The organism is Streptomyces sp. NPDC005263 (assembly GCF_042872365.1).
Classification (GTDB): Bacteria; Actinomycetota; Actinomycetes; order Streptomycetales; family Streptomycetaceae; genus Streptomyces.
In genome coordinates this window covers 440,369-460,892 of record NZ_JBIAKJ010000007.1, presented here as the reverse complement: position 1 = coordinate 460,892, position 20,524 = coordinate 440,369, and the positions used below count along the sequence as shown (strand labels likewise).

Below are 20,524 nucleotides of genomic sequence, written 5' to 3'. Positions count from 1 at the left end.
GGGTGGCCGCCGTCGCGGGCCGGGCGTCGGCCCACGTCCGGTGGCTCAGGCGGGCGTACCGACCCGTAGGAACTGTTCGTCCTGGCGCAGGATGGCCTGCATCATCCGGGTCATCCCCGCCCCCGGGTTGATCCCGATGTGCTCCCGCAGTTGCCGTTTCGCCCGGTGGAAGACCTGGATCGCGTCGGCCTGCCGGCCCTCGGCGTAGTACGCCTTCATGAGGCTGACGTAGAGGTCCTCGCGGAGGGGGTCACGGTCGACCAGTTCCGACAGCCGGGCGATCGCCTCGCTGTAGTGCCCGAGGCCCACGTCGATCAGAGCACGCAGTTCGACCGCCGCTGTCCGCTCCTCCTCCAGGAACTCCCCCTTCAGCCGCAGTCGGCCGGAGGTGACGTCGGCGAACGCCGGTCCCTTCCACAGCGCCAGCGCGGCGTCGAGCAGCTCGGACGCGTCTGTGTGCTGTCCGCCCGCGGACAGCACCCGGACACTGCGCACCATCTCTCTGAAGACGAACAGGTCAACGGCCTCCGCAGGCACCCGCAGCTCGTAGCCGCTGTCGTGCGAGCCGACCGCGTCCCGTGAGAGCCCCGCCTTCTCCAGGGCCGTACGGACCATCCAGGCCGAGGTCTGCAGCTGTCCCGAGACGGTCAGGGGCGGCTCTCCGTCCCACGACTCCTCGCTGATCACGTCCTTGGAGATGACCTGCCCGGGCCGTAGGGCCAAACAGGAGAGGAAACGCTTCTGTCGTTGCCCGGGTATCGGAATCGGCATGGCGTTCTTCACGAGGGTCACGGGGCCGAGAAGGCGGATCGTCACACTGTTGCGAGTGGTCATGTCGGGTACCCCCTGTGGATGGTCCATGCCCGAGCGGGTGGGCATGGCGTGGATGGTGTCCCTGGATGCTGTCCCTGGCTGTTGCTGCCTGTGTGTGGTCAGGCCTGTCGCTTCATGCCCGGCGGACGTACGGTGCCGCGTCGAAGGAAGCAGGCCACGTCGGAGGTCAGGGGAATCGGCAGTGGTGACACTGCGTCGGATAGGGGCTGAGCCGCCACGTGACGGTGGTCGTGGCGGGTGCCGTGGCAGACGATGTCCGCCGAGGCGCGGCGTCGTGGGGGTCCCCCGCCCGGTGCGGCGAGTGGGAGCACCCCCCTTGAGGCGAGGGGACGCGTGCGAGGCGTCGTGACGGGCGAACATCGCCTGCCACGGCACTACGTGCCGGTCTTCCCGGAAGACCGGCACACCGAGTGGAACTCCTCGGCTTCTTCGGCTACTTCGGCTTCTTCAGATGAGTTCGGGGGCGTACTTCACGTCAGACGTGATACGTGTCAGTTCAGTTCAGCTCACCCCACGAGTTTCTTGAGGAACTTCGCCGCGATCGGGCCGGCGTCGGAACCGCCCGACCCGCCGTCCTCCAGAAGGACCGACCAGGCCAGGTCCCGGTCCCCCTGGTAGCCGATCATCCAGGCGTGCGTGCGGGGCGGGGTCTCGTTGCCGTACTCCGCCGTGCCCGTCTTGGCGTGCGGCTCGCCGGGAATGCCCTTCAGGGCCCAGCCCGCGCCGTCGGTCACGGTCGCGCGCATCATCTGGCGCAGCGCGTCGATGACGGGGGTGTCGAGCCGGGCGGGGGCCTCGTACTTCTTCTTCACGGCGTCGGGCACCAGGACGGGCTGCCGGAAGACGCCCGCCTTCGCCGTCGCCGCGACGGAGGCCATCACCAGGGGTGACGCCTGCACCCGGGCCTGCCCGATGGCCGAAGCGGCCTTGTCGTTGTCGCTGCTCGCGACCGGGACGCTGCCGTCGTACGTCGTGGTGCCCACGTCCCAGGCGCCCCCGATGCCGAACGCCTGCGCGGTGTCGTGCAGGGCGGAGGAGGACAGCTTGCCGCGGGAGTTGACGAAGAAGGTGTTGCAGGAGTGGGCGAAGTTGTCCTTGAACGTCGATCCGGACGGCAGTACGAACTGGTCCTGGTTCTCGAAGCGCTGGCCGTTGACCGTGGTGAACTTCGGGCACTCCCCCGGATCCGACGGCTTCATCCCCTGCTTCAGCAGAGCGGCGGCGGTCACCACCTTGAAGGTGGAGCCGGGCGGGTAACGGCCCTCCAGCGCGCGGTTCATGCCGGCGGGCATGTTGGCGGCGGCCAGAATGTGCCCGTCGGAAGGGTCGATGGCGACGATCGCCGCGTTCTTCTTCACCCCGGCCAGGGCTTCGGCGGCCGCTTCCTGCACCCGTGAATCAATGGTCGTCCGTACCGGCTTGCCCTGGCCCGCCCTGGTGCCGGTGAGCTTTTTCACCACCTGGCCGGACTCGCGGTCCACGACCACGACCGACTTCATCGGCCCCGGTCCGCCGGCGAGCTGTTTGTCGTAGCGGGCCTGGAGGCCCGACATGCCTTTGCCGGTCTTGGCGTCGACCATCCCGACGAGGGAGGCGGACCCCAGATCGTCGCCCTTCGTGTCGAGGATGGGCGCGCGATCCCTTGTCTTGAGGGCGAGCGTCTGTCCCGGAACCATCTCCGGGTGAATCATTTCGGTGTGGAACTTCACCTTCCACGTGCCGTCGGCCTTGATGACGTCGGCCTTCGAATCCCACGCGTAGTCGCCCGCTCCCGGAAGCGTCATCTTCACGTTGAACGGAATCTCCACTTCCCCTTCGGACTTCTTCTCGCCGTGGCCGGTACTGATCTCGGCCTTCGACGGATTGAGATTCGTCATGACGGACTTGATCAATGACTCGGCGTTGGCCGGACTGTCCGTCATCCGGCCCGCCCGCCCGGCATCGGCCGCCCGCCAGGCGTTCAGAAAGCTCTCCAGTTCAGCCGTGGCGTCCACCACCTGCGGATCGTCCGACCCGCCGTCGGCAACAAAGCTGGAGTAACCCCAGTAACCGACCCCGACGGTCACGGCGAGCGCGACACCCGTCGAAACGATCAACCGGCCGCGAGAACGGCCCCTTCGGGACTGGGGGTAATCACTGAGATTGCCGGGATGGGTCATGGGGCTCAGGTTAAGCATGCTCGCAGGCGCGCCGTCCGCTGCCATGCGGCATTCAGGACACCCCAGGCGTGAAAGAGGTGGCCCTGACGAACCGGACGGCGATTGCGCGCAGTCACTGGTTAGCCGAAGGTAAAGGGAGATTAAAGGATCATCATTACGAGATCACCACATCGCACACACGGGGTCGATGGTGTACGAACCGGACCATTCCTCCGCGAACATTGGACTAGAGCACTGAAGGAACCTGCTTCCGGCACCCATATTTGCGATGCAAAACTGGCTGAATCGAGACGCCCCGGCAGGCTCCGACAATTTCCTTGATCAAGCCGGGCGGCCGGTTTCGCCGGGGCGCGGAGAATCATGGCCGGATGACTCCCTTCTACGAACCGGCGGACTCCGAAAGTGACTTGATATTGGGCTGCCGACTCCGATGCGGTCACCTAGGCTCGCCTCGAAGCGACCCTTTGTCCCACGGCGAGAAACCTTCCGAAGCCGACTGCGCTTCTTCCTTTTCAGCGCACGTGCAAACGCCAGGAGAGCTCGGCTCGGTCGCTGCGGCACGTGCAGGCGGTGGGACGCCCCACCGGGTACCTGACGACGGCACACAGCAAAGGGACCACGCGTGACCAACATTCCCGAGACGGGCCGGACGCGGCGCGTCCAGATCCGGCTGGTCGGAATCCAAGTCCTCGTCCTCTCCCTCCTCGGCATCCTTTTCGGGCGCCTGTGGCACTTACAGATCCGTGAGGGCGACGCCCTTGCCGACAAGGCGTCCGGCAATCTCGTTCAGCAGGTCGTGCTGCCGGCGGTGCGCGGTTCGATCCTGGACGCGCGCGGCGTGCCGCTGGCGGACAACGAGACGCGGTTGGTGGTGTCCGCCTCCCGTACCGACCTGCTCAAGATGAGGGATGACGGCAAGGCGGTCCTGACCAGGCTGGCCGGTGTGCTGGGCATGGCTCCCGAGGCGGTGCGGGAGAAGGTCCGGCTGTGCGACGCGAAGACCCCGCAGCCCTGCTGGAACGGCTCGCCGTACCAGCCCATCCCCATCACCGATGAGGCCACCGCCCAGCAGGCCCTGCAGATCCGTGAGCGCGCCGAGGACTTCCCCGGCATCACCGCCGAGCCGCGGGCGGTGCGCCGCTATCCGAGCCCGAGTCGGGCCAACTCCGCGCACCTTCTGGGGTATCTCTCGCCGGTGACCGACAAGGAGATCCAGCAGGCCAAGGGGTCCGACTCGCCGTATCTGCGCTCGGACCCGGTGGGCCGCTCGGGTCTGGAGCGCCAGTACGACAAGGAGTTGCGCGGCAAGGCCGGCGTCACCCGCTACGAGGTCGACAACCTCGGCCGGGTCCTCGGCGAGGCCGAGGCCCACCCCGCGCGGCCCGGCTCCCACCTCGTCACCAGCATCGACGCCCGTGTCCAGCGGGTCGCCGAGTACGAGCTGAACGAGGCGATGAAGAAGGCCCGCACGCAGTGGGACCGCAACACCGGTGAGCGGTACAAGGCCGACTCGGGCGCGGTGGTGGTGATGGAGGCCGCGACCGGCCGCATCGTCGCCATGGCGTCCAACCCGACGTACGACCCGAACGCCTGGGTGGGCGGCGTCTCCGCCAAGGACTACGAGAAGCTCACCGGCAAGGCCTCCAACTATCCGCTGCTCAACCGCGCCATCCAAGGTCAGTCCGCGCCGGGCTCCATCTTCAAGGTCGTCTCGACCACGGCCGCGGTCAACGCCGGCTACTCCTTCGACGGCCCGTACCCGTGCACCAGCTCGTACTCCATCGGCCGCCAGGTCTTCACCAACTTCGAGTCGGAGGACCACGGACCGATCAGCCTGGGCCGTGCGCTGGAGGTCTCCTGCGACACCGTCTTCTACCGGCTGGCCCACCAGGAGTGGAAGCGCGACGGCGGCACCGAGCCGACGAAGAACGCCAAGGACTGGTTCTACCGGACGGCCCACCAGTTCGGCCTGGGAGCGGCAACCGGCATCGACCTACCCAACGAGGTCACCGGCCGGGTCCCCGACCGCCAGTGGAAGCAGGACTACTGGAAAGCCAACAAGGACGCCTGGTGCGAGCACGGCAGGAAAGCAGGCTCGTACGCCGAGCGCATCGCGTACGAGAACTGCCGGGAAGGCAACCGGATGCGCGCCGGTGACGCGGTCAACTACTCCATCGGACAGGGTGACACCCTGGTCACCCCCATCCAGATGGCCACCATCTACGCGGCCATCTCCAACGGCGGCACGCTGTACGACCCCACCGTCGGCAAGGCCGTCATCAGCGCGGACGGCACGTCCGTCAAGGAGATCGAGCCCACCTCGCACGGCAGGCTGCCGATGACGAAGCAGACCCGGGACGCCATCGACGACGCCCTCGCCGGTGTCGTGACCCGCGGTTCGGCCGACTGGCGCTTCGTCGGCTGGCCGCAGGACAGGATCCCGCTGCACGCCAAGACGAGTACGGCCGAGGTCTACGGCAAGCAGACGACCTCGTGGTTCGCCACGTACACCAAGGAGTACGCGGTCGTCATGACGATCTCCCAGAGCGGTACCGGTTCCGGCGCCTCCGCCCCGGCCGTCCGCAACATCTACAACGCGCTGTACGGCGTCCGGAAGGACGGCTCGATCGACGAGCGCGCGGCGCTGTTGCCGACGCCTCAGAAGAGCCTGCCCGCGGTCCGGGCGGACGGCACCGTCCGTCGTGGCGACGGGCCCCGCGACTGACGGACGTGCGGTGCGGCGGTGGCTCAGCGGACGGGTTCGCGCCGGTCCGTCCTGACGTAGGGCGCGATCGTCCCGGTCACCTCGCCCCGCACCACGACGGCCACCACAGCCGCGGGCGTGCCGCCCCGCGGGGGCAGCACCTCCGTACGGCCGGACCAGGCGTCCGGTCCTGGGCCGCGGATGCCGCGCAGGGTGACCTCGCCGGTGGCGTCGAAGCGGAGGTCGACATCGCGTGCGCCGCGGGACAGGCCGCGGCCGGTCGCCTTGACCGCCGCCTCCAGGAGCGTCCACGCCGGGAGGAACGACTCGGGGCGGGCGCCCGCCGGAAGATCCGGATAGACGGTGGCGAGGACACTCAGGGGGCTCGGCACCGTCCGCCGGCACTCGATGTCCACGCCGATGGGCCCGCTGCCGGACGCCCCGAGCAGCAGCAGGCCCTGCGAACGCGACCAGCTGATGTGCAGGCCCGCGTGGTCCGGCAGATACGGCTTGCCGTCCGGCAGGTGCGCGATGCGCAGCTCGGCCGGCGGCACGCCCAGCCGCTCCCCCAGCAGGTGGCGCACGGCCAGCCGGGAACGCAGGAATCGGCGGGCCGGGAGCGGGTGCGCGAACTGGGCGCCGCGCCACCGCTCCGCCTCCGTCAGGACGTCCTCGTCCGCCCGGTCCGGCTCGTCGGCGTCCAGGTCCACCAGCCACGTCCGCACGCGACCGCTCCCTCCCTACAGGCTGAACACCTGTGTCTGTGACAGTGCCGGGTCGCCGGGGCGTACGTGCAGCTCACCGCGGTCGGGCAGCATGACGACGGCGGCGACGGTGCGTTCGGCGCGGATGTCTCCCCGGTCCGGGACGCGGATCGGGGTCTGTGTCAGCAGGGCGAAGTGTTCCTCCGGGTCGGCGCCGGGGGGCAGTTCGCCGAGTCCGGCCGTGGCCGTCTTCAGTCTGCGGACCGAGGAGTTGCGGGCGAAGACGTTGATCTCGTCGGCCGGTACGAAATCGGGGTGCAGGAAGTGGTTCGTGTGGGCCACCTCCGTGTCCTCGATGGTCCTGAGCTCGTCCCCGAGGGCCTCCACGCACACGGCCCGGTCCCGGTCGCACAGCACCAGCGTGCGGGAGCTGGCCAGCGGCAGGGTGCGCAGGATCTCCAGGGCCTCGGTGACGTCCCGTGCCGTGTCCAGGAGATGACGGATCGCGAGGTAGGGCGGTACCCCCGGGCGCCACTCGCCGCCCAGGACCAGGTTGAGGCCGACCGCGAGGCCGTCGCTGTTGAGGCCCAGATAACCGAGCAGGCCACCGAAGCTGAGGACGAGCGAGCGGCGTCCCGAGTCCGCGCGGGCGACGTCCAGGACGGCGATGTAGTCGTCCAGGTCGCCGTTGAGGTCGATGGTCTGCGCGAGCACCGGAGCATCGCGGGCCGTGCGGGCATACGTCGTGCAGTCGCCCGCGGTGGGCACCTTGCGGTAGCCCATGATCTCCCGGCGCAGCTGGAGCAGCCATGCCTCGTCCTCGGTGATCCGGGCGCCGGAGGCGAGGCCCGCGATCTCCTCCGCCTGATCCGGCAGGGCCGCCGTGACCGCCGCCCGGTAGGCGGCGATCGACGGCAGCAGCGCGTCCTGGGTGACCGGCTCCGGCATGACCTTGTTCAGCCGGCCGAGCGAGTCGTCGAGGAAGGTGCGCAGCGGACCGGCGAGGGCCTCGCCATGAGCGCGTCCGACAGCGAAGGGGTCACCGGACGCGCGGATGAAGGGGATGCCCCCGCCCGCGGTCATGCGACGGTTTCCGGCTGGGAGACCTTCGGCTTGGTGGCCAGTTCCCGCTGCACGCGCGGCCATTCGGCGCGCAGCACGCTGTAGAAGATCGCGTCGCGGCGGCGGCCTCCGGGCATGTAGTTGAAGCTGCGCAGGGTGCCTTCCTCGACGGCCCCGATGTTGCGCAGGCCGCGGCGGGCCTGGGTGTTGAGGATGTCGGTCTTGAACTCGACCCGCTCCGCTCCGAGCGTGTCGAAGGCGTGTCGCAGCAGCAGGTACTTGGCCCAGCGGTTGATGCCCTGGCCGCGGAAGTCACGGCCCAGCCAGGACCAGCCGATCTCCAGGCGGGCGTCGGCCTCGGCCATGTTGCCGTAGCTCATGCTGCCCGCGACGCGGCCACTGGCCCGGTCGGTGATGATGTAGACGACGCGGCGGCCGGCCGCCTGGTCGGCGAGGCAGGTGTCGAAGAAGGTCTCGAAGTCGGCGTCGGTCTCCACGGCGGAGACGAAGTAGCGCCAGATGTCGGGGTCCATGGCCACGGCCCGGACGTTCTCGCGGTCGGCCTCGGTGACCGGCCGCAGCAGGACGTGTTCGTTCTCCAGGACCGCTGCCGCGTTCTGTGCCCAGGTCATGGTCAGGCCACCTTGGTCGTGTGTCGGGTCAGGGCCTCGGCGACGCTGCGCAGGGTGGTCATCTCGGCGAGGTCGTGTTCGGTGAAGTTGGCGAGGTCGACGTCGGTCGCCTCGCACACCTCGGTCAGGAAGAGGACCTTGTTGAGGGAGGTCAGGCCGTAGGTGCCGGCCATGTCCGCGTCGAGGTCGAGGTCGTCGGGGCCGACCGGCGGGGTGAGCACCGCGGAGAGGTTGTCCCTGGCCGCGCTTTCGATGTCAGATCGCATGAATGCCTTCCTTGCTGTTGTGGATCTCGGCCCGGTAGGCCTCGAGGATCTGCTTGCGTTTCGGCTTGTACTGGGAGGTGAGCAGGCCGCCTTCGATGCTGAACGGGGCCTCGGCCACGACCACCCTGCTGATCTGTTCGTCCTTGGTCAACGAGGCGTTGGTCAGGGCGAGCTGGGCCGCGATGGCGTCGCGGTCGGCGGGCACGGTGGCCGGGGAGACGACGGCGACCAGGTCGGTCTGCGCGGGGCAGAACAGGACGCACTCGGCGACGGCCGGGCTGGTGCGCATGCTCTCCTCGATCGGCCGGACGACGATCTTCTTGCCGTTGTCCAGGACGATGACGTCGTCGGCGCGGCCTCGGATGAAGAGGAAGCCGTCGTCGTCGAGGTACCCGAGGTCGCCGGTGCGTACGGTGCCGTCGGGGCCGAAGACCCGCTCGGAGTCGCCGGGGGCGGCGTACGCGTAGCCGTAGCCCACGGGGTGGTCGCTGCGGACGCTGACGACACCGTCCTCGCCGATCAGCACCTCCTTGCCCCGCAGGACCTGGCCGACGCTGCCCGCGCGGCTGGCGCCGGGGTGGTTCTTGGTGACGATGCAGGTCTCGTTGAGGCCGTAGCCCTCGTAGATGGGCAGGCCGGCCTCGGTGAAGAAGTCCAGCGTCGCCGCGGCGGCGGGCGCCGAGCCGGTCCACAGGTAGCGGACGCGGTCGCCGAACATGCGGGCGGCGGCCTCCTGGAGAGTCTGGGTGCCGTCCGAGCGGCGCAGCCGGGCCTCGATCTGGCGTTTGGCCGTCTCGTAGAAGGCGGGTACGCCCATGACGACGGTGGGCCGGGTGCGGCGCAGGGCCGCGAAGGCCGCCTCGTAGGTGCTGATGGTGACGTCGTGGCCGTGGGCGAGCGCGGAGTAGATCCAGTAGCGCTGCTGGAGCAGTGACAGCGGCAGGAAGACGAACAGGTCGTCCCCCGGCTTGTGTTCGAAGATCTCCTGCACCGCGGACAGGGAGCTGTCGATGCTGCCGGCGGTCGCACCCAGGCCCTTGGGGGTACCGGTGCTGCCCGAGGTGAACTTGATGGTCGTCACGTCCCGCGGTGCCCAGGTCACCGGGGGCAGGGGCTCGGTGTCCGCGTTGTCCGGTTCCTCGGCGAGGGCACGGACCTCGCTGATCGGCACGGTCCCCGGGGCGTCCGTCTCCCGGTCGGTGAACAGCAGCGTGACGTCGTAGCGCTTGGTGAGGCTGTCGTCGGGGTCGAACTTGCCGGGTTCGAAGCCCGCCGTCTCGGCCTTCAGGAGCAGCGCGGCGAGGTCGAGCAGCACCCACTCCAGGCTGTTGGCGGCCAGGATGCCGATCCGGTCGCCCGGTCCGATACCGCGGGCCCGCAGCCGTCGGGCCAGCCGGCCGGCCATCGCGTACAGCTCGGGCAGGTCGACGCTGTGGGTGCCGTCGAGCCGGGCGAAGGCGATCCGCCCGCCGACCGGTGGGTGGGAGACGATGTGGTTGATCGTCGAGTGGTCGGTCACTGGTCCTCCTGTCGGGGGGTGAGGGCGGCGGCCATGGCCCGGACGGTGTCCATGTCGGCGAACATGTCGAGCGGGATGGTCACCCCGAACCGCTTGCGGACGGCGGTGAGGATGCGGGCCGCGGCGATGGAGTCGCCGCCGAGGGCACCCAGGCTGTCGTGGACGCCGACCTGGGTGCCGCGCAGCACCTGGGACCAGATCTCGACGAGGGCCTTCTCGGTGTCCGTCGCGGGTTCGCCGCCGCCCGCCGGGTCGGCGGCCCGCGCGGTGTCCTCGACGGGGACGTCGGCGAGCTTGCCCCGGTCGACCTTGCCGTTCTTGGTCAGCGGCAGTTCGTCGTGCCAGATGACGGCGGTGGGCACCATGTAGTCGGGCAGGTCGCGGCGCAGGGCCTCGCGCAGTTCGGCCACGTCGGGCCGCCGCTCACCGGTCGGCACCAGGTGGGCCACCAGGCGGTCGCCCTGGGCGCCGGGGCGTCCGGCGACGACGGCCTTGGCCACGGCGTCGAGGGCGACCAGCCGGGTCTCGACCTCGCCGGCCTCGATGCGGTAGCCGTTGACCTTGATCTGGAAGTCGCTGCGGCCGAGGATCGCGATACTGCCGTCGGGCAGATAGCGGCCCAGGTCGCCGGTGCGGTAGAGGCGTTCGCCGCGGCGGCTGTCGTGGCCGAACCGCTCGGCGGTGCGCGCCTCGTCACCCCAGTAGCCGCGGGCCAGGCCGGTGCCCGCCGCGCAGATCTCGCCGGTCACCCAGTCGGGGCAGTCCTGCCCGTCCCGGTCGAGCACATAGGCGCGGTTGTTGGCGTTGGGGCGGCCGTAGGGAATGGACTCGCTGCCGTCCTCGTCGGGGCCGACGGGGTGCAGGATGTTCCAGATCGTCGTCTCGGTGGGCCCGCCGAGCGAGATCACGTCCACGTCGGGCTTCAGCCGGCGCAGCGCGGCCGGCAGGGCCGGCGGGACGCGGTCGCCGCTCATCATCACCAGGCGCAGCGCGGGCGGGACGGTGCCGTCGGCGAGGGCCTGGTCGTGGAGCAGGGAGACGATCGCGGGCACCGAGTTCCAGACGGTCACCCCGGCGCTCTCGCACAGTTCCAGCCAGTGGGCGGGGTCGACGGCCCGGTCCCGGTCGGGCATCACCAGGGCCGCGCCGGCCGACAGCGCGCCGAAGACGTCCCACACCGACAGGTCGAAGTTGAACGCGCTGATGGCGAAGAACCGGTCCTCGGGCGTGATGCCGAACCGCTTGTGGCAGTCGGCCACGACGTTGGCGACATTGCGGTGGCTGACCATGACGCCCTTGGGCTCACCCGTGGTGCCGGAGGTGTAGAGCACGTAAGCAAGGTCGTCGGGGTTGGCACCCGACAGCGGCGCAGGCAGCTCCGCCGGCGGGTCGGTGGCCTCGGCGGTGTCGCTCAGGTCGAGGTGCTGCACCTGTCGTTCGCCGTCGGTGTCCTGCCAGCCGGTGTTGGTGAGCACGTGGCGCACCCGGCCGTCGCGGAGCATGTAGTTCTGCCGCTCGGCGGGCAGTGCCGCGTCGACGGGCAGATAGGCGGCGCCGGCCAGCACGGTGGCGAGGATGCCGACGATCTGCTCGGGCCCCCGGCTCATCACCAGGCCGACCAGCTCGTCACGGCCGACGTTCCCGGCGCGCAGCCGGGCCGCCGCCGCGGTGGCGCGGCGCAGCAGTTCGCCGTAGCTGACCTCCCGTCCGGAGGTGATGACGGCGGGCGCGTGCGGGGTGCGTTCGGCCTGGGCGCGGAACGCGTCGCCGAGCATGGTCTCGGGCAGCGGCGCGGCGGTGTCGTTGGCCTCGCGGCGCCGCTCGCGCTGCGCCTCGGGCAGCAGGTCGAAGGTGTGGCGCTGCCAGGCGGCCTCGTCGAGGAGGGCGTCGAGGAGCGTGCGGTAGCCCTGGGCGAGGTCGTCGAGCAGGCCCTCGGGGAACAGCTCGTCGACGCCGTCGAGTTGGACGACGAGCCCGCCGTGCTGTTCCATCGCGAACGCGTTGAGCCACACCTGCGGGGTCTGGCTGACGGTGTACACCTCCGGCCCGAACAGCTCCAGCGCGGAGCCGTCGATGTCGCCGCCCACATGACCGATCGCGCTGTTGAACGTGAACGGCATCCGGGCGCCGGCCACGCCGCCGCGTCGTCGCGCCAGTTCCTGCATGACGTCGCTGCCGGAGAAGTGCCGGTGGTCGAGGTCGCGGCGCAGCCGGGTCTGCAGGGCGCGGGCCCGCTCCTCGAAGCTGCGGGCCCGGTCGACGTCGATCTCGACGAGCATGGTGTCGGAGAAGCTGCCGATGGCCTGGAAGGCGCGGGGGTGGATGGGCGGGCGGTTGGCCACCGTGGTGTTGATGGTGAACCGGGGACCGCCGCCCCAGGTGGCGAGGGTCTCGCCGTAGGCGGCGAGCAGCAGCGCCGACGGGGTGAGTCCGGCGTGCGCGGCCCGCTCCTTCAGCGCGGTCCACTCCCGCCCGTCCAGGCGCACCTGCCGCTGGGAGAAACGGGTGCGGGTGAGCGCGGACGGGCTGGTGCGCAGCGGCAGGTCCGGGTGCGGGGCGAGGTCGTCGATCCGCCCGAGCCAGTACTGGCGGGAGCGTTGGGCGGGCGCCCGGTCGCGCGCGGCCTCCAGCGCCGCGACGTACTCCGCGTACGGCAGCTCGGTGGGCGCGCTCTCGTCGGTGCCGTCGCGGTAGCGCTGCCACCAGGCCTGGAAGAACAGGAACATGCTGATGCCGTCCATGATCAGCCCGTCGTGGCTGACGTGCAGGACCATGCGGTCGTCGGCGAGGATGGTCACCTCGGCGACGACCAGCGGCACCTGGTCGGTGGCGAGCACCCGGTGCGAGCGTTCCTCGCGCAGTTCGCGGCGGATGCGGTGCTGTTCCTCGGGGCTCTCCCGGCGCAGGTCGAGGCGGGCGATCCGGGGCCGGTACTGGCAGAGCTCGGTGATCTGACGGTCGTCGCCGACGAAGCGGGAACGCAGGCCGCTGTGCGCGTCCACGACCGCTTCCAGCGCCGACTCCAGGCGATCGACGTCCCAGACGCCCTCGATCTCGTGGTAGACGTGGCTGGCCACGTCACCGATCTCGAAGATGCCGCTGCGGCCCAGCAGATAGGCGCGCTGGAGGTTGGTGAGCGGGAAACCGGGCCCGTGTCGCCGCTCCTCGGCGAGGTGAGCGATCAGTTCGTCCTTCACGCTCTTGACGCGGGCGATGAACGCGGGGTCCATGCGCTCACGGCCGCCCTGGAGCCGCAGGTCGTTGCCGGACAGGGCGACGGACAGGCCGCGGCTTTCGATCTCGTGCAGTACCTCGCGATAGCTCATCGGACGTTCGCCTCCGTGAGCGGTTCGACGGCGGCGGGCTCGGCGCGTTCCTCGATGATCGTGGCGAGGGTGTCGATGTCGTGGCTGCCCAGGAGTTCCTCGACGCTGAGGTCCACGTCGAGGGCTTCGAGGACCTGGTACTGGAGGGTGACCGCCTGCAGGGAGCTGGTGTTCAGCTGGCTGAGGCTGCGCTCGCGGACCGCCGCGTCGTCAGGGAGCTGCAGCACGGCCCGCACCAGGCCGCTCAGCCACGGCGCCAGCCGCGGGCCGGTCTGGGTGGAGGAGGCGGCCGCCGGGAGCGGCGTCGGGTGGAAGAAGGCGGCGTCCGTGAGGTGGATCTCGCTGCCGGGGGCGACGAGTTCGACGGTGCGCGGCCAGGTGCTCGGCTCGGGCATGCCGAGGGTGTCGGCGAGGTGCGCGGCGAAGCGCGGCATGACGGGGGCGGCGACGTGGGCGAGGAGCCGGGCGGCGGCCAGTTCCAGGGCTATGGCGGTGCGGGCCTCGTTCTCCCAGCCCGCGGTCTCGGCCAGGAGCGACTCCTGGCGGGAGAAGCGCAGGGTGTCCTTGACGATGCCGTCGAGTTCGGCGGCGGCCTGGTTGAGGGAGAAGCCGTCGGAGCCCAGGGCGCCGGTGACCGCGGCGAGGCGGGCGCCGAGCCGGCCGAGGAAGGCGGAGTGCTCGGGCGTCCAGTTGCCGGCGTCGGGGGCGGTGCCGCCGTAGTGCTTGGCGATCCGGGAGCCGAGGTCGTTCAGCCAGGTCTGCCAGGTGCCGATGAGGGTGTCGGTCAGGGCCGACTCGTAGGCCGCGCGCTGGAAGTTGGTGCGGGTGCCCTCGGGACGGGTGGCGGCGAGGAAGTAGCGGACGGAGTCGACGGAGTCGGGGCTGAGGATGTCCTTGCCCCAGACGGCGTGACGCCGGCTGGTGGAGAACTTGCTGCCTTCCAGCAGGTAGAACTCGTTGACGTGGTAGTCGATGTCCGGCGTCCAGCCCGGGAACGCGAGTTGGTACAGGGCCGGGTAGAGCACCGAGTGGTAGAAGCTGTTGTCGTAGCCGAAGAAGTGGACGATCTTCCAGTCCTGCTGGGGCTCGGCCGCCTGCCAGTTCTCGCCCAGGCGGGAGCCGAGGGCCTGGATGCCGTGCAGGAAGCCGTACGACATCTCCGGCCACACCCAGATGACCTGGCCGTCCACGTCCTTCTCGGCCGGGGGGACGCCCCAGGAGGAGGGGTGGGTGAGGGGGATGTTCATGCTGGGGCGGCTGAAGAGCCGGTCGGCGAGTTCCCGCAGTCGCGCCGGGACCCGGCCGAGGTGGTGGTGGGCGGCGATGTCGCCCTGGAAGGTGTGCAGGGGCAGCATCCACCGGGCCATCGGGCCGCGGCGGGGCGCCGCGGCCGACGCGGTGGACGCGGGCTCGGTGAGGTCCGTGACGGTGTTGGGCTCACCGCACTCCTCGCAGATGTTTCCGCTGGTGCCCGAACCGCAGCCGGGGCAGCCGCCCTTGACGTCGACCTCGTAGAGGTAGCGTCCGCTCTCCGCGTCGAAGAGCGCGTCGGCCTCGGTGACCTGGACCGTGCCGGAGGAGACGACCCGGGAGAAGAAGTCCTTCAGCCCGCCCCGGTAGTCGGGGTCGTCGTTGGTGACCGTGTACTGGTCGGGGGTGATGTCCATCAGCGCGAGGGTCGCGGCTATCTCGGCGCTGTAGTGGGCCGCGGTCTCGGCGGGTTCACGGCCCTCGGCGCGGGCGGCGGCCGGCACATAGCTCTGGTAGTCGTCGCTGCCGGTCAGGTGCCAGGCGTTGGTGCCGTTCATCCGCTGGTGCCGGACGAAGACGTCGGCGCCGAGGTAGGGGCCGGAGAGGTGACCGAGGTGGAGGTCGCCGTTGGGGGTGGGCGGGGTGGAGAAGACGAAGACCGGCCGGTCGCCGAAGTTCTTGCGCTCGGTGTTGCGCGCGGAGGCCAGGGCGCGTTCGGCGTCGCGCCAGTACTGGGTGAGGAAGACCAGGTCCTCGTCGCCGGTGTTCTCCAGGACGTGGGACTCGAAGGGCTCGAACAGCGCCACCGTGCCGGGGGCGGCCGGGTGGCGGCGCCCGTCGACGATGAACTCGCCGCGGCCCGCGACGATCACGAAGAACTCGGTCTCGTCGTGCTGATGGCTGTCGGAGGCCTGGCCGGGGGCGACCCGTCCCCAGCCGGCGCCCGTGCCGAGGCCCTCGATGGTGCTCATGTCGATGCCGAAGGCCTCGGAGAGTGCGGTGTCGTCGTACGTGTTGATGATCACGCCGCGTCCTTTCGCTGGGACGGAAGAGGGAGCAGATCGGCGGTCTGGGCCGCGATGGCGGGGCCCAGCCGGTAGCCGGAGCCGTTGGCGGCGCCCGCGAAGACCACGCGTCCGTCGTCGGTGAGCGCGCGGACCAGTGGCTCGAAGTCGGGCCCGTACGCGTCGCAGAAGACCCGGCCGGAGGCGCAGTGCTCCACCAGGTGGGGGGCGTACCGGCGCAGGGTGGCGAGGGCCTCGTCACGGTCGGTCGGCGACAGGGCGGCGGGCACCGTGTCCGGGTCGACGTCCCACTCCTGGCAGGTGTAGCTGAACAGCCAGTGGCCGCGCTCGTGGTACGGCAGCAGGAAGGCGTCCTCGTCCTGGAAGACCACGGCCTCGTCCTCGGCGGTCGGCACCGTCTCGATGTGCAGGGCCACGACCTTCTTCACCCGGGCGCCGAGCGGGGCGACGAGTCCCTTCCAGGCGGGGGCCGCGAGCCAGGGGCCGGGGGCGATCACGACGTGCCCGGCGGTGAGGGTGTCCCCGGTGCCGAGGTCCAGGCGCACCCCGTCCGCCGCCGGGGTCACCGCGGTGACCTGGGCTCCCTCACGGAACGTGGCGTTGGGGCGCAGCTCACGGGCCAGGAGTTGGCTGAGGGCGTAGACGTCCGCGTACTGGCAGCCGTCGCCCTCCCAGGCGCTCATGCCGTCGGGCAGCGCCGCGACGACCGCCGGGAGCGCCGCCGCGGGCCGCAGCCGCGCCTCGGGCAGGTAGACGCCGCGCAGCCGGGCCTCCTCCGGGGTGGGGGCGACGACCGTCATCCGCAGGCTGTGCACGGGCAGTTCCGGGCGGGCGGCCTTGAGCGCCGCGTACCACTGCTGGCTGTACGAGGCCATGCTGCGGACGCGGGGCGTGGAGCCGCGCGGGAAGTGCAGGCCGGCCGAGCGGCGGGTGGCGCCGCTGCCGATGGCGTCCCGCTCCAGCAGCGCCACCGAGGCGTGCGGGTCACGGGCGAGGATCTCCCGGACGATCAGGCAGCCGAGCACTCCGCCGCCGACCACCGCGTAGTCATGGTCGGTGTGCCGCGCCGTCATCACGCCCCCCACGGGGTCTTGGCGCCGGTCTTGGTCGACCATTCGATGAAGGACGCCAGCTGCTCGTCGCTGCGGACGCCGGACAGCCGGTCGGCGATGCGCTGGCTGCGCCAGGCGTTGAGGCTGAGGTTGGGGTCGGCGAGGCCGCGCTGGCCCCGGGCGGCGTTCTGCACGAAGATGCTGCGGTCGGCGGGGCCGTCCCAGCGCACCGCGTAGTCCTCGTCGATGCGCAGTTCGTCACCGTCGCGTTCGAGGCGGTCGGCGATCGGGGCGAGGAAGTCCATGGCGGCCGGCCGGAAACCGGTGGCCCACACGACGACGTCCGCCTCGAAGTGCTCCCGCGATCCGGGCTCGTCGTTGTGCCGGACGGTGATGTCCCAGCCGCCCGCCGCACCGGCCTCGACGCCGACCACCTCGCGGTTGGGGTGCAGCCCGACCAGGTCGGGGTTGCCCTCCACGAACCGGTGGACGTAGATGCGCTGGTAGATGTCGCGCAGCGTGGACTCGGAGATGCCGTCGCTGGTGAGGATGTGCTGGGCGTTGAACGCGGCGCGCACGTCGGTGCCCAGGTTGAAGAAGTAGTCGGAGTGGTCGGGCATGTAGTAGTCGTTGGTGAACGGCGAGTCGTCGATGGGGAAGTAGTTGCGGCGCCGCGATATCCAGGAGACCCGGCGCGGCAGTTCGGCTCCGGAGCGGGAGATCAGGTCCGAGAACGCCTCGGCGCCGGACTGGCCGCCGCCGACCACCACGACCCGCTTGCCGCCCAGGTTCTTGGCCGAGGTCATGAAGTCGTTGACGTGGAACTGGGTGGCGCCGAGGTGGGGGTGGCCGTGCTCCGGCACCCAGGGCTGGCTTCCGACACCGACGACGACGTTGTCGGCGGTGACGGTGCGGCGGTCGGTGCGGACGGTGAAGACCCCGTCGAAGCCGACCTCCTGGACCGTCTCGCCGAAGACGATGTTCTCGTTGCGCTGGCTCGCCCAGGCGAGGTAGTTGCGGAACTCCAGCCGCGGCACGTCGTCGAACTGGGCGTTGAGGAAGTGGTACACCCGGCCCTGGTCGTGCAGATAGGACAGGAAGGAGAACGGGGACTTGGGATCGGAGAGCGAGACCAGGTCCTTGAACATGGAGACCTGCAGGGTGGTGCCGGGGATCTGCTGGCCGTCGTGCCAGCCGAAGGACGGCTTGCGGTCGAGGAAGAGGTTGCGCACCTCCGTACGGCTGTGCAGCAGTGACGCGAGGCTCAGGTTGGCGGGTCCCACGCCGATCCCCAGGCAGCGGTAGTGCGTGGAGTCAGGCGTCGTTTTCTCGTACCCCATGGTCGGATCTCTCCTTCGGACAGGTGCCGGCGGCATGCCGACTCAGGACGTACTGAACATTGGTCGTGAAACATGACGAATCGAACGGCGAAGGGCATGCCTGGCTGCGGTGGCGGGTGTGGGTCACGACCCCTGGCGGGGGTCGTCGAGGATGAGCCGGGCGATTCAGGCCCTCGTGGGCTCGGTCGGGACCGGGCTTCGCCCCGGTCCGTCGGGCGGCGGTGGTGGTCGCGGCCCGGGTGCGGCGGCCGGTGCGCGGACACCGCCCGGACGGCGGTGCCGGGGCCGACCACGAACGGGAGGCCGGCGATGCGGCGGGGGCTCAGGTTCTCCGGGTCGGCGCCCGCCCGGCGGTCGAACTCCGCCGGGCCACCGGGTGCCGCGCGGTCACACCCCCTCTCCGCCGGGGGCGGGGGCACCGTCGGCGAACGCGCAGTGCAGCCCGGCCCCGTCCAGGAACTCCAGCCAGCGAGTGACCTCGTCGGCGGACTCCGCGGCCCGGTTCAAGCCGGCGGGCAGCGCCCCGGCCAGGATCCGGGTGATGCCGAAGGCGAGCGGCAGGGACACACAGCGCGCCATGGCGCTCTCGGTCTCGTCGCCGGTCAGGTCCAGCAGGCAGGAGCCCTGCCAGCGCACACCGCCGGCCGCACGGACGTCGAGCGCGACGGACAGCACGACGCGGTCGCGGTCGGCGTCGGTGGTGGGATGGCGGGCGGCCAGTTCCTTGGCCAGGGAACGGATCTGTTCCTGGTCGCCGGTGCTCACGGTGGCGAAGACATCGCTCCAGGCCTTCCCCCAGCCCGCGTTGCGCAGGGTGCCGCGGACGAAGGTGCGCAGCCGCCAGCCCTCCGGTATGCCGTACTGGGCCACGAACGGCACGCTGTCGCGGTTGGGGTAGACCTCGAAGTCCTCACCGCCGAGGCGGTGGGTGCGCAGCGCCTCCCAGGGGCGGGCCACTGTGCGCTCCACGCCCTGGTCGATGGTGCGGGCCGGGGAACCGAGGGCGGCCAGGACACCGTAGGGCGCCCAGCTGAAGCGGTAGCGGAAGTCGTTGGGCACGGCGGGAATGCCACCGCAGTACGAGGTGAAGTCGACCGACTCGGCCGTGTCGCCGACCGCCGCGCGGGCGCTCTCGACGAGCCGGTGGGCCATCAGGTGGTCGATGCCCGGGTCGAGTCCGGCCTCGGTGAGCACCACGACGCCCGCGTCCGCCGCGGCCGCGGCCTGTTCGGTGAGCTCGTCGGAGACGTAGCTGGTGCAGGCGAAGTGGGCCCGGCGGTCCAGGGCCAGCCGCAACAGGCGGGGGTGTTCGGCGGCGGGCAGCATGGAGACGATCACGTCGCCGGCGCCGACCGCGTTCTGGAGGGCGTCGTCGGTGAGCGCGCGGGCCTCGGCGCGGCCGGTCAGGCCGAGCGCGGTCAGGCGGTCCGCGGCGCGTTCGGCGGTACGGTCCCACAGCACCACGCGCTCGGCACGCTCGCACAGCAGGCCCAGGCCCGACGGGCCGGTGGACAGGCCGGTGCCTATCCAGTGGACGGTGCCGCTCGCGGGGGCCGGAGCGGCCGCCTCGGGGGTGTTTCGGCTAACTGGCACGGGTGCTTCCCTTGAGGTTGGTGGCGACCGCGGTCTCGAAGGCCAGCAGCGCGCGCTCCCAGGCCGTGCCGGAGTCGTTCAGACGCAGCAACTCGGGGTACAGCTCGGCCGAGAAGGCACGGCTGGACTCCACGGGCAGCAGCGAGGGCAGGTTGTCGATGGCGATGAGGTCGGCCGGCCGGGCGCCTTCGCGCAGCCGCCGGACCGGGTGCTCCCAGTCGGTGATCTCGTCGTAGACCGGCAGGACGTTGCACTCGGAGGTGACGTCGCAGGTGACATCCGCGATGAGGGACAGGCGCCGCTCGGGGTTGTCGAGGTCCGCGGACGTGAGGAAGGGCGGCACGGGCCGGGTGGTGAGCACGGTGTTGACCAGGATGTCGTGGTCGAGCAGTGCCGTCCGGTCCAGGTCGCGGGTCTCGGCCACGTCCCAGCGGGTGGGGGTGATGCCCGCCGTCTCCAGGGCGTCGCAGGCGCCGCGGCCGCTGCGGCCGAGCGCGCCGATCACCAGGGCCCTCTCGGTCGCCGGTGACTCGGTGGCGGCGAGCCGGGCGTCCAGCGCGGCCCGGTCCAGCGGCTGCAACGGGGCGCTGAGCAGCCCGCGGTGCTGGAGCACGGCCAGGGCGGCGCCGACGTATCCGGCCCAGTACCCGAACGCGGCCAGACGCCGGCCGTCCTCGTCCGTCAGGTACTCCAGGTCCAGCAGCGCGCCGCCGTCGGGCGCGAACCGGCCGAGCAGCTCCCGGGCACCGGTCTGGCCCTTGTAGGCGTGGCCGAAGTAGATGTGGCGGTGGACCAGGTGCCCGGGCTCGTCGGGCAGTTCCTTCAAGCCCAGGACGTAGTGGTCGCGCGGGGCCTCGGTCCAGCTGCCGGACGGCGCGGTGCGGCAGCCGGCCGCGACGTAGTCCGCCAGCGGGAAGGCACGCTGCGGCGCCTCCTCCACGGTGATCTCGACGCCCTGCGCGACGAGCCGCGCGGCGTCCTCGGGGACGAGCGGTGCCCGGCGCTCACCGGTACGGGACTCGTGCCGCATCCACAAGCGTGGCCTGTCCGACATCGG

14 protein-coding genes are annotated in these 20,524 nt (G+C 70.9%); 1 reads left to right on the top strand and 13 read right to left on the bottom strand.

The window, feature by feature from the left end; genetic code table 11:
• Positions 1-45 precede the first annotated feature (45 nt).
• Together ACFYRY_RS30595 and ACFYRY_RS30590 are read right to left on the bottom strand one after the other, a co-directional pair.
• Positions 46-834 (bottom strand): BTAD domain-containing putative transcriptional regulator, encoded by a 789-nt coding sequence (locus tag ACFYRY_RS30595; RefSeq protein WP_389152630.1) that lies wholly within the window; start codon positions 832-834, stop codon positions 46-48.
• A 506-nt stretch (positions 835-1,340) separates the two neighbouring features.
• The gene (locus ACFYRY_RS30590) at positions 1,341-2,993 is read right to left on the bottom strand and encodes a penicillin-binding transpeptidase domain-containing protein (protein WP_389152628.1); all 1,653 of its coding nucleotides are present in this window, start codon (positions 2,991-2,993) and stop codon (positions 1,341-1,343) included.
• 622 nt (positions 2,994-3,615) lie between these two features.
• Here ACFYRY_RS30590 and mrdA point away from each other — a divergent pair.
• Positions 3,616-5,718: a penicillin-binding protein 2 gene (gene mrdA / locus ACFYRY_RS30585; RefSeq protein WP_389152625.1), complete on the top strand. Its 2,103-nt coding sequence runs from the start codon at positions 3,616-3,618 to the stop codon at positions 5,716-5,718.
• 23 nt (positions 5,719-5,741) lie between these two features.
• On the opposite strand, the gene ACFYRY_RS30580 is transcribed toward mrdA, so the two are convergent.
• The 11 genes from ACFYRY_RS30580 to ACFYRY_RS30530 form a co-directional block, all read right to left on the bottom strand.
• Complete coding sequence (locus tag ACFYRY_RS30580; protein ID WP_389152623.1) at positions 5,742-6,422, bottom strand: 4'-phosphopantetheinyl transferase family protein; 681 nt, start codon at positions 6,420-6,422, stop codon at positions 5,742-5,744.
• Positions 6,423-6,437: 15 nt separating this feature from the next.
• A complete protein-coding gene (locus tag ACFYRY_RS30575; protein WP_389152620.1) occupies positions 6,438-7,484 on the bottom strand; it encodes a C45 family autoproteolytic acyltransferase/hydolase in 1,047 nt (348 codons plus the stop codon).
• Positions 7,481-8,095 (bottom strand): GNAT family N-acetyltransferase, encoded by a 615-nt coding sequence (locus ACFYRY_RS30570; protein ID WP_389152617.1) that lies wholly within the window; start codon positions 8,093-8,095, stop codon positions 7,481-7,483. The genes ACFYRY_RS30575 and ACFYRY_RS30570 overlap by 4 nt, the downstream gene beginning before the upstream one ends.
• A 2-nt stretch (positions 8,096-8,097) precedes the next feature.
• Positions 8,098-8,361, bottom strand: a complete 264-nt coding sequence (locus tag ACFYRY_RS30565) for an acyl carrier protein (RefSeq protein WP_389152614.1) — start codon at positions 8,359-8,361, stop codon at positions 8,098-8,100.
• Positions 8,351-9,880 carry an AMP-binding protein gene (locus tag ACFYRY_RS30560; protein WP_389152611.1) on the bottom strand — a complete coding sequence of 510 codons (1,530 nt, stop codon included), beginning with the start codon at positions 9,878-9,880 and terminating at the stop codon, positions 8,351-8,353. The genes ACFYRY_RS30565 and ACFYRY_RS30560 overlap by 11 nt, the downstream gene beginning before the upstream one ends.
• A complete protein-coding gene (locus tag ACFYRY_RS30555) occupies positions 9,877-13,206 on the bottom strand; it encodes an amino acid adenylation domain-containing protein (RefSeq protein ID WP_389152608.1) in 3,330 nt (1,109 codons plus the stop codon). Before ACFYRY_RS30555 ends, ACFYRY_RS30560 begins: the two co-directional genes overlap by 4 nt.
• Entirely contained in the window at positions 13,203-15,482 is a 2,280-nt protein-coding gene (locus tag ACFYRY_RS30550; RefSeq protein ID WP_389152605.1) for a class I tRNA ligase family protein, read from the bottom strand. Before ACFYRY_RS30550 ends, ACFYRY_RS30555 begins: the two co-directional genes overlap by 4 nt.
• The gene (locus tag ACFYRY_RS30545) at positions 15,479-16,555 is read right to left on the bottom strand and encodes an NAD(P)/FAD-dependent oxidoreductase (protein ID WP_389152602.1); all 1,077 of its coding nucleotides are present in this window, start codon (positions 16,553-16,555) and stop codon (positions 15,479-15,481) included. The genes ACFYRY_RS30550 and ACFYRY_RS30545 overlap by 4 nt, the downstream gene beginning before the upstream one ends.
• Entirely contained in the window at positions 16,555-17,874 is a 1,320-nt protein-coding gene (locus ACFYRY_RS30540; protein WP_389152600.1) for a lysine N(6)-hydroxylase/L-ornithine N(5)-oxygenase family protein, read from the bottom strand. The genes ACFYRY_RS30545 and ACFYRY_RS30540 overlap by 1 nt, the downstream gene beginning before the upstream one ends.
• Before the next feature lie 387 nt (positions 17,875-18,261).
• Entirely contained in the window at positions 18,262-19,467 is a 1,206-nt protein-coding gene (locus ACFYRY_RS30535; RefSeq protein WP_389152597.1) for a saccharopine dehydrogenase C-terminal domain-containing protein, read from the bottom strand.
• Positions 19,457-20,521 (bottom strand): saccharopine dehydrogenase, encoded by a 1,065-nt coding sequence (locus ACFYRY_RS30530; protein WP_389152594.1) that lies wholly within the window; start codon positions 20,519-20,521, stop codon positions 19,457-19,459. Before ACFYRY_RS30530 ends, ACFYRY_RS30535 begins: the two co-directional genes overlap by 11 nt.
• Between the last annotated feature and the right edge of the window lie 3 nt (positions 20,522-20,524).

Excerpts from the sequence above, each read along its gene's own strand:
- ACFYRY_RS30555 (WP_389152608.1), bottom strand. The coding sequence starts at position 13,206 with ATGAGCTATCGCGAGGTACTGCACGAGATCGAAAGCCGCGGCCTGTCC.
- ACFYRY_RS30590 (WP_389152628.1), bottom strand. The coding sequence starts at position 2,993 with ATGACCCATCCCGGCAATCTCAGTGATTACCCCCAGTCCCGAAGGGGC.
- ACFYRY_RS30595 (WP_389152630.1), bottom strand. The coding sequence starts at position 834 with ATGACCACTCGCAACAGTGTGACGATCCGCCTTCTCGGCCCCGTGACC.
- ACFYRY_RS30545 (WP_389152602.1), bottom strand. The coding sequence starts at position 16,555 with ATGACGGCGCGGCACACCGACCATGACTACGCGGTGGTCGGCGGCGGA.
- ACFYRY_RS30565 (WP_389152614.1), bottom strand. The coding sequence starts at position 8,361 with ATGCGATCTGACATCGAAAGCGCGGCCAGGGACAACCTCTCCGCGGTG.
- ACFYRY_RS30570 (WP_389152617.1), bottom strand. The coding sequence starts at position 8,095 with ATGACCTGGGCACAGAACGCGGCAGCGGTCCTGGAGAACGAACACGTC.
- ACFYRY_RS30540 (WP_389152600.1), bottom strand. The coding sequence starts at position 17,874 with ATGGGGTACGAGAAAACGACGCCTGACTCCACGCACTACCGCTGCCTG.
- ACFYRY_RS30575 (WP_389152620.1), bottom strand. The coding sequence starts at position 7,484 with ATGACCGCGGGCGGGGGCATCCCCTTCATCCGCGCGTCCGGTGACCCC.
- ACFYRY_RS30530 (WP_389152594.1), bottom strand. The coding sequence starts at position 20,521 with ATGTCGGACAGGCCACGCTTGTGGATGCGGCACGAGTCCCGTACCGGT.